The organism is Martelella sp. UBA3392 (assembly GCF_002358775.1).
Taxonomy (GTDB): Bacteria; Pseudomonadota; Alphaproteobacteria; order Rhizobiales; family Rhizobiaceae; genus Martelella; species Martelella mediterranea.
In genome coordinates, this window is the sequence record NZ_DEPM01000262.1 from 19,754 (window position 1) to 27,264 (window position 7,511).

At 60.9% G+C, this 7,511-nt stretch carries 6 protein-coding genes; 1 reads left to right on the forward strand and 5 read right to left on the reverse strand.

From position 1 onward, the window contains the following. Positions 1–125: 125 nt before the first annotated feature. From cyoD to cyoA, 4 genes are read right to left on the reverse strand one after another with little or no spacing between them, the layout of a single operon-like run. Complete coding sequence (gene cyoD, locus B4E36_RS20475; RefSeq protein WP_230722034.1) at positions 126–572, reverse strand: cytochrome o ubiquinol oxidase subunit IV; 447 nt, start codon at positions 570–572, stop codon at positions 126–128. Beyond that, on the reverse strand, positions 569–1,180 hold the full coding sequence (cyoC, locus tag B4E36_RS20480) for a cytochrome o ubiquinol oxidase subunit III (protein WP_292055930.1): 612 nt from the start codon (positions 1,178–1,180) through the stop codon (positions 569–571). Before cyoC ends, cyoD begins: the two co-directional genes overlap by 4 nt. Further along, the gene (cyoB, locus tag B4E36_RS20485; RefSeq protein ID WP_292055932.1) at positions 1,177–3,159 is read right to left on the reverse strand and encodes a cytochrome o ubiquinol oxidase subunit I; all 1,983 of its coding nucleotides are present in this window, start codon (positions 3,157–3,159) and stop codon (positions 1,177–1,179) included. Before cyoB ends, cyoC begins: the two co-directional genes overlap by 4 nt. Then, a complete protein-coding gene (gene cyoA, locus B4E36_RS20490; RefSeq protein ID WP_292055934.1) occupies positions 3,159–4,265 on the reverse strand; it encodes a ubiquinol oxidase subunit II in 1,107 nt (368 codons plus the stop codon). The genes cyoB and cyoA overlap by 1 nt, the downstream gene beginning before the upstream one ends. A gap of 522 nt (positions 4,266–4,787) precedes the next feature. Here cyoA and B4E36_RS20495 point away from each other — a divergent pair. Then, positions 4,788–5,192, forward strand: a complete 405-nt coding sequence (locus B4E36_RS20495; protein WP_292055936.1) for a hypothetical protein — start codon at positions 4,788–4,790, stop codon at positions 5,190–5,192. Between the two features lie 297 nt (positions 5,193–5,489). On the opposite strand, the gene pgi is transcribed toward B4E36_RS20495, so the two are convergent. Next, entirely contained in the window at positions 5,490–7,115 is a 1,626-nt protein-coding gene (gene pgi, locus B4E36_RS20500; RefSeq protein WP_292055938.1) for a glucose-6-phosphate isomerase, read from the reverse strand. Positions 7,116–7,511: the final 396 nt, after the last annotated feature.

Here is a 7,511-nt window from a genome sequence, read left to right on the forward strand (position 1 = left end):
GGCGCAATCGAGGCCATCGCCCTGGAAGGCGCCTCGGATCGGAATGACGCCGGAACGTGGCGATACGGCGTTCGCCGGATAAAACGGAACCGCCCCGCAGCCAGGCTGCGGGGCGGAGAAAAGCGTTACTGCTGGCCCTGCACGATGATGTTGCCGGTGACGCCGGCGTCGCGCAATTGCTGGGCGATCTCGGGCGTGGCGCAGACGATGGTGCCGTCGTCGAGATAGGTGAACCCGCTTTCCGGCAGCGGCATCATGTATTTGTTCATGTTGTGCATGACCCAGAGCGAGCCAGCCAGCACGATGAGAAGCAGGATCAGCGCCAGCAGCGAGGACGCCATGGTCCAGCCCTGTTCCTGATTGGTGCTGAGCAGCAGGAAATAGCGCAGATGCACCAGAATCTGGGCCGCGGCGCAGATCATCACCACCGTCAGCAGGAAGGCCTTGCTGGAGATTGCGTCCGCCATCACCAGCCCGAAGGGGATGATGGTCAGCACCGCCGCCAGCACGAAACCGGTCATCAGCCCCTTGAAGCTGCCATGGCCGTGGGAAGTGTGTTCAGCGCTGCTCATAGGATCGCTCCGGTAAGATAGACCAGCGAGAACACGCCGATCCAGATCAGGTCGAGGAAGTGCCAGAACATCGAAAGCGTTGAGACGCGGCGGCGCATCGGCTCGTTCAAGCCACGCTTCGAAACCTGGAAAAGCAGCACGATCAGCCAGATCGTGCCGAAGGTCACATGCAGACCGTGGGTGCCGACCAGGGTGAAATAGGCCGACAGGAAGGCCGAACGGTCCGGCGTGGCGCCTTCGGAAATCAGGTCGTGGAATTCATAGACTTCCATCGCCAGAAACCCGACGGCAAACAGCCCGGCGACGATCAGCCACTTCATCACGCCGGCCTTGTCGTTCTTGTCCATGCGCAGCATGCCCATGCCGAAGGTCACGGAGGACAGCAGCAGCAACGCCGTTTCCACCAGCGCGAACCACAGGTGGAACAGGTCGTTGGGCGCCGGCCCGCCCGCATAGGAGCGGCCGAGCACGGCATAGGTCGCGAACAACGTGCCGAAGATCAGGCAGTCGCTCATCAGGTAGATCCAGAAGCCAAGCTGCGTCGGACTGTCGTGGGCGTGGTCGTCGTGATGCGCGCTCGTATCGGCGCCCGTATCAGCGATCGTCATGCAAGTGCCTCCTTGGCCTTTTCCTGGTCGCGGGCGACCTGTTCGGCCGGAACATAGTAATCACGGTCGAAATCGAAGGTGTGGTAGATGATCGAGCCGACGGCCAGCACGAAGCTCAGCACCACCAGCCACCACATGTGCCACACCAGCGCGAAGCCGAGCGCGAGGCAGAAGAAGGCGGGCACGATCCCGGCCCAGGTGTTCTTCGGCATGTGGATCGGCTTGTACTCCGTCGGCCACTCAAAGCCTTCCTTCTTCATCCGCCACCAGGCATCACGACCGGTGACGACGAAATCGGCAGGGAAATTGTAGGGCGCGACCGGAGAGGTGGTCGCCCATTCCAGCGTACGGCCGTTCCACGGGTCCGGACCGCATTTCAGCGCGTCGCGGTTCTTGATGGAAACGACAAGCTGGATCACGGTGCAGGCGATGCCGCAGCCGATCAGCAGCATGCCGATGCAGGCGATGACGAAATAAATCTGCCAGCCGGCATCGGTGTAGCTCTGCAGGCGGCGGGTGACGCCCATCAGCCCGAGTACGTAAAGCGGCATGAAGGCGACGTAGAAGCCGATGCACCAGAACCAGAACGAGCGGCGGCCCCATTTGTCATCCAGCTTGAAGCCGAACACTTTCGGCCACCAGTACTGGTAACCCGCCATCAGCCCGAACACCACGCCGCCGATGATGACATTGTGGAAGTGGGCGATCAGGAACAGCGAGTTATGGAGCTGGAAGTCCGCCGGCGGAACCGCCAGCATGACGCCGGTCATGCCGCCGATGGTGAAGGTGATCAGGAAGCCCACCGTCCAGTACATCGGGGTCTCGAACCGGATCCGGCCGCGATACATGGTGAACAGCCAGTTGAAGATCTTCGCCCCCGTCGGCACGGCGATGATCATCGTCGAAATGCCGAAGAAGGTGTTGACATTCGCGCCGGAGCCCATGGTGAAGAAGTGGTGCAGCCAGACGACGAAGGACAGCACCAGAATGCAGGCCGTGGCATAGACCATGGAGCGATAGCCGAACAGCGGCTTGCCGGAGAAGGTCGCGACCACTTCGGAGAAGATGCCGAAACAGGGCAGGATCAGGATATAGACTTCCGGGTGACCCCAGATCCAGATCAGGTTCACATACATCATGGGGTTGCCGCCCATGTCGTTGGTGAAGAAGTGCATGCCGAGATAGCGGTCAAGCGCCAGCATGGCAAGGGTCGCCGTCAGCACCGGGAAGGCGGCGACGATCAGCACGTTCGCGGCAAGCGTGGTCCAGGCGAACACCGGCATGCGCATCATGGTCATGCCCGGCGCGCGCATCTTCAGGATGGTCGCGACCATGTTGACGCCAGACAGCGTCGTTCCTATCCCCGCGATCTGTAGCGACCATATGTAATAGTCGACCCCCACATCGGGCGAGTATGCGATCCCCGAAAGCGGCGGCATGGCGAGCCAGCCGGTGCGGCCGAGCAGGCCGATGAACAGCGAAACGTTGAGCAGGATCGCGCCCGAAACCGTCATCCAGAACGAGAAGTTGTTCAGCCACGGAAAGGCCACGTCGCGCGCGCCGATCTGCAGCGGCATCGCGATGTTCATCACGCCGACCAGGAAGGCCATGGCGAAGAAGAAGATCATGACCGTGCCGTGGGCGGTGAAGATCTGGTCGAAATGGTGCGGCGGCAGATAGCCCTGGGCGCCGCCGGCGGCAATCGCCTGCTGGGTGCGCATCATGAAGGCATCGGTGAAGCCGCGGAACAGCATCACCAGCGCCAGCACGATATACATCACGCCGATCTTCTTGTGGTCGACCGAGGTGAACCACTCGCTCCAGAGATAGCCCCATTTGCGATGGTAGGTGATCAGGCCGAACACGGTCAGAAAGGCAATCACCACGGCGGCGAAGGTCACATCCAGGATCAGGACATTATAGGGAATGTCGGCCCAGGTGAGCTTGCCGAAAATGAAGTTCCAGAAATCAGATCTCATTACTGCCTCACGGATTCGGATGCGTTCGGCGCGCTGTCGCCGCCGGCCATGTTTGTGACGGTCTGGTCGGGATTCTTGACGTTGACCGGACCATGGGTCGGCTCGTCCGGATTGGCGTGGAGCGTCTCCTCGAATGCATGCTGATCGAAGCCCTCGCCGGGCGGGAACTCGTCATAGACATAGGAATCCTTGGTTTCGATCCCCTTCTTGCCGCCGCCGCCCATCATGTCCTGCATCATCATGTCGCCGATGCAGACCTTGCCCGGCTCGACGCACAGGCCGACGATCTTGTCGAACAGATTGTCGGCGACGCCGTTATAATAGGACACGCTGTCGGCAACAGTCGGTTTCGCCAGCGTCTGGTAGGCGTCGATCGTAAGCTCGGAACCGGAGGTCTTGACCGTGCTCAGCCAGTTGTTGAACTCGTCCTCGGACACGGCGAAGGTCTCGAAATCCATATGGGCATAGCCGGGACCGGAATAATTGGCCGAGCGGCCGTAATATTTGCCGGCGTCATCGGCCACCAGATGAAGCTTGGTCTCCATGCCGGCCATGGTGTAGATCATGCCGGCGAGCGCGGGGACCGAAAACGTGTTCATCACCGATGACGAGGTCAGCCGCAGGTTCACCGCCCTGTCAGTCGGCAGCACGAGCTGGTTGACGACGGCGATGTTTTCTTCCGGATAGATGAACAGCCACTTCCAGTCGAGCGAGACCGCTTCGATCTCCAGCGGCTCGCCGGCGATATGATCGAGCGGCTTGTAGGGGTCGAGACGGTGGGTGTAGACCCACGTCAGCGCTCCGAGCGCGATGATGATCATCACCGGAACGCCCCAGATAAAGCCTTCGAACAGGCTGGAATGCTCGAATTCGGGATCGTAATCATCCGTGGCCTTGCGCGAATCGCGATAGCGCCACGGAATGTAGACCGCCATGATCAGCACCGGAACGATGATGACCATCATCAGCACGGTGGAGGCGATCAGCAGGTCGCGCTCCTCGTTGGCGACCCAGCCTGCGGGGTCGAGAAGGATCAACTGACAGCCCGAAAGAGCGAGCACAAGCGGCAGCAGCAATGCCGGTTTTATTAGCTTGGAAAGGTTCACAATCGTTTCATTCTCTGCCAAACGCCCGGTTTCGCGGAAAAACGCGGGCCTTGTTGTCGATGACTTGCCTGCAGCCTTCCGGCCCCTGGTCCCCGCGACACCGGTGCGGCACAGACATTCCCGTTGAAACCGCCCGTCCTTTCGGACCGGGCGCACATGCGGCAGCTACTAACCCAATTCCGTCTAAAATAAACCGCTTTCGTGCTGTGGCATTTTGGCACAAGGGCGCCGACCCGTCACCTGTAACCCCGATTTTTTCGCCCGCATGACGAGAAAAACGCCACGTTGCGGGCCGCCGCCATGTTCGCGCGGCAGATTGTCACGCCGGGCATGATCCGTCCAACGCAAAATTTCACGCCAACCGAAGCACCGCTCCAATGCCCCTCGTCGGGGAACCGGGGGCGCCCTCCGCCCGTTGATTCCGCCGAGACCACTTTTCGCAGTTGCGGTACCGGAAGCTTTCATGCGACAATACGACACATGTGACAAATTGTGCATGACCGTTTCGAGGAGGAAACGACTATGACCGGCCTATTTTTCTTTCCCTATGTGACCAGCGCCGTGGGCGTTCTGCTCGGCGTCTACTGGACCAACGAAGCGCGCGAATATAACCGCCTCGATTATATCCTGCGCGCCTGCTTCATCTTCATCATCAATATCGTGATCTCGTTCCTGCTGGAATTCGCCTTCCCGATGGAAACCGTGACCAGTTCGGGCATCGCGCTGTCGACCGCCTATTTCCTCGGTCTTTCGATCTACGCCGTGGTTCCGGGCCTTGCCTTCGGCCGCTTCACCGCGTTCCGCGCCCGCAATATGGGCCTCGACAAATCCGCGGCCTACTGGTCCGCGATCCCGTTCGTGTTCATCTATTTCATGCTGATCGCCCACAAGAGCGAGCACAAAAAACCGACCGCCACCCACGCCTGATTGGCAACGGGACGGAAGAGGAAATTGAAAAGCCCCGGTGCTGTGCCGGGGCTTTTTGTTTGTGCTGAATCCGTGTCGCGTCTGGCGTCACCCTCGGGCTGAAGGCATTCCGGTCCGCTGTTTACCCTCATCCGGCCTTCGGCCACCTTCTCCCCAGGGGGAGAAGGGGAATACGGCGCGATACTGCGTTGCCGCTTGCTCAGAAAACGCTGCAGGGCTCCCCCTCTCCCCACAGGGGAGAGGGTGGCGCGAATGCGCCGGGTGAGGGCGCGGCCTCACCGCCATTAAAAGCGCCCGCTACTTCGCCGCCTCAAGCAGCGCCGCAACCAACCCCTTGGTCGAGGAATCATGCCCCTCGGCGCTTTCCTTGCCGGAGACGATGGGCAGCAGGCCGGTGGCGAGTTCCTTGCCGAGTTCGACGCCCCACTGGTCGAAGGAGTTGATCCCGAACAGGACGCCCTCCACGAACACGCGGTGCTCGTAAAGCGCGATCAGGCGGCCGAGCGCATAGGGCGTCAGCAGATCATAGACAAAGGTGATCGACGGCCGGTTGCCGGAAAACACCCGGTGCGGCGCGATCTTCTCGGCCTTTCCGGCATCCATCCCCTTGTCGAGAAGCTGGGCCTTCGCCTCCTCCAGCGAGCGACCCTTCATCAGCGCTTCCGACTGGGCCAGGCAATTGGCCATCAGCAATTGGTGCTGGTGCCTCAGATCGCTCTCGAAACCATTGGCGGCGATCATGAATTCGATCGGGATGATGTTGGTGCCCTGGTGCAGGAGCTGGAAGAAGGCGTGCTGGCCATTGGTGCCGGGCTCGCCCCAGACGATCGGCCCGGTCGGCGTCGTCACATGTTCGGAGCCGATCGTCACCGACTTGCCGTTGCTTTCCATGTCGAGCTGCTGGAGATAGGCGGCAAAGCGCGACATCCGCTGGTCGTAGGGGATCACTGCACGCGACGGGTAATCGAGGATCACCCGCTGGTAGAAGCCGACGAGACCGAGCAGGAAGGGCAGGTTTTCCCTGACCGGGGCCTCGCGGAAATGATTGTCGATCGCATGCGCGCCATCGAGGAATCTTCCAAAATTCTTCTCGCCGATCGCGATCATCAGCGGCAGGCCGATCGCCGACCAGATCGAATAGCGCCCGCCGACCCAGTCCCAGAAGCCGAAGACGCGCGACTGGTCGATGCCGAAATCGGCGACCTTGTCGAGCGCCGTCGAGACGGCGCAGAAATGATGCGCGACCGCTTCCTCGCCAAGGGCCGAGGCGATGAACTTGCGTGCCGTCCGGGCATTGGTCATGGTCTCGATCGTGGTGAAGGTCTTGGAGGCGACGATGATCAGCGTCGTCGCCGGATCGAGCCCCTTCAGCGTATCGGCAATATGGGCGCCGTCGACATTGGAGACGTAATGCAGCCTCGGCCCGTCATGGAAGGGGCCTAGCGCCAGCGTGGTCATGGCCGGGCCGAGATCGGAGCCGCCAATGCCGATATTGACGACATCGGTGAACGGCTTGCCGGTAGCGCCGCGAATGGCGGCGGTGCGGATGCCCTCGGCGAAATCGCCCATGGCCGCCAGCACCTCGTTGACATCCGGCATCACATCCGCGCCATCGACCATAACCGGCGTGTTGGCGCGGTTCCTGAGCGCCGTGTGCAGCACAGCGCGATCCTCGGTGATGTTGATCTTCTCGCCGGCAAACATCGCCGCGCGCTTTTCCGCAACGCCCGCCTCATCGGCAAGCTTCACCAACAGATCGAGGATTTCGTCGTTGATCGCGGTCTTGGAGAAATCCATCAGCAGGTCTTCGAAGGAGACGCTGAATTTCGAAAACCGCTCCGGATCGGCGGCAAAGGCCGCGCGCAGATCGGTGGCGTTATCGCGCTCGGCCGTTTCCCTGAGCTTGGCGATGAGGGTGTTCATATCAGACTGCTCCCTGACTATGGGGGTGGGGCGATAGGTCTTACTTAGCGATTGAACGCGATCCGTGAAGCCCCTTGGGGACGTTGGGCTCAATTTCGCGGCATTGAATGCGGGCCCGCGCGGAAAATCAAGCGCCGGACTGCATTGTTTTTATGAAATGACGGACGACGCGGCTTATGCACCCAAGAACGGAAAATAGCATAGACCTTCTCTGATCCAGAAGAATTGCCATTTTCGCCTGCGGCTCGCTCCCGATATTCTCTCCCGCTAGCGGGAGAGATCCCCCGACAGGGGCAGTGAGGGTGGCGCGGCATATCCATTTGTGACGGCGTCCGTGTGGAAAGACTCCCCCCTCACTGTCGCTTTCGCGACATCTCTCCCCTCCGGGGCGAGAAG

What these genes read in the sequence shown, in the direction of transcription:
- cyoD (WP_230722034.1), bottom strand. Translation starts at nt 572, where the DNA reads ATGAGCAGCGCTGAACACACTTCCCACGGCCATGGCAGCTTCAAGGGG.
- cyoC (WP_292055930.1), bottom strand. Translation starts at nt 1,180, where the DNA reads ATGACGATCGCTGATACGGGCGCCGATACGAGCGCGCATCACGACGAC.
- cyoB (WP_292055932.1), bottom strand. Translation starts at nt 3,159, where the DNA reads ATGAGATCTGATTTCTGGAACTTCATTTTCGGCAAGCTCACCTGGGCC.
- B4E36_RS20495 (WP_292055936.1), top strand. Translation starts at nt 4,788, where the DNA reads ATGACCGGCCTATTTTTCTTTCCCTATGTGACCAGCGCCGTGGGCGTT.
- pgi (WP_292055938.1), bottom strand. Translation starts at nt 7,115, where the DNA reads ATGAACACCCTCATCGCCAAGCTCAGGGAAACGGCCGAGCGCGATAAC.